This window comes from Celeribacter sp. PS-C1, from assembly GCF_019429625.1.
Classification (GTDB): domain Bacteria; phylum Pseudomonadota; class Alphaproteobacteria; order Rhodobacterales; family Rhodobacteraceae; genus Celeribacter.
In genome coordinates, this window is record NZ_JAHXRW010000038.1 from 1 (window position 1) to 912 (window position 912).

Sequence of the window (912 nt, forward strand, 5' to 3'; positions counted from 1 at the left end):
ACGCTTTATTGGATGTTGTTCACGTTGGTTTCGGCCAGGTCAGCACCGTTTGCGCCGACGAGCACGAACTCGATGTTGGAGCGCGGAGCGGAGGAGAGGCTGACTTTGACGTCGGTGTTGGCGCCGGCGTTCACGTCGGTGGAGCCCAGAAGAGCCACGCGCTCACCGCCGTGCACGGAGTAAACTTCGAGGGTTGCCGGAGCGTCAGCGCGGACGAGTTCCACGTTTGCGACGGTTTTGGCGGAGGCCTGGTTGCCCGGGATGATGTAGTTCGGGCCAGCGAAAGCGGCGGAACCGGCAACAGCGACGACAGCGGCAGCAGCGAGGGTTTTGAAAGTGTTGGTCATGGTTTTGGTCCTTTTATCTGATGTTTAGCGGTCTCCCATCCGCCCTGAGCACATTGGCTCAGAGCGAACCGGACCAGCTTTGAAAGCGCGACGGCGCTTTATTGGATGTTGTTCACGTTGGTTTCGGCCAGGTCAGCACCGTTTGCGCCGACGAGCACGAACTCGATGTTGGAGCGCGGAGCGGAGGAGAGGCTGACTTTGACGTCGGTGTTGGCGCCGGCGTTCACGTCGGTGGAGCCCAGAAGAGCCACGCGCTCACCGCCGTGCACGGAGTAAACTTCGAGGGTTGCCGGAGCGTCAGCGCGGACGAGTTCCACGTTTGCGACGGTTTTGGCGGAGGCCTGGTTGCCCGGGATGATGTAGTTCGGGCCAGCGAAAGCGGCGGAACCGGCAACAGCGACGACAGCGGCAGCAGCGAGGGTTTTGAAAGTGTTGGTCATGGTTTTGGTCCTTAATAAGTGTTTCGTGTGTTTCACGTCAGTTTGTGCAAGACGCCGTGTGTTCGTTTTTGCGTCTTTCGATGAAAATGAATGTAGGCTTCCGTCATGGATGTGTAAATAGGAAC

Annotated in this window: 2 protein-coding genes; both read right to left on the bottom strand. The window is 58.7% G+C overall.

Annotation, left to right across the window (positions count from 1 at the left end):
* Positions 1–5 precede the first annotated feature (5 nt).
* Positions 6–347: a hypothetical protein gene (locus tag J5Y17_RS19080; protein WP_219787437.1), complete on the bottom strand. Its 342-nt coding sequence runs from the start codon at positions 345–347 to the stop codon at positions 6–8.
* A gap of 98 nt (positions 348–445) precedes the next feature.
* Positions 446–787 carry a hypothetical protein gene (locus J5Y17_RS19085; RefSeq protein WP_219787437.1) on the bottom strand — a complete coding sequence of 114 codons (342 nt, stop codon included), beginning with the start codon at positions 785–787 and terminating at the stop codon, positions 446–448.
* Positions 788–912 lie beyond the last annotated feature (125 nt).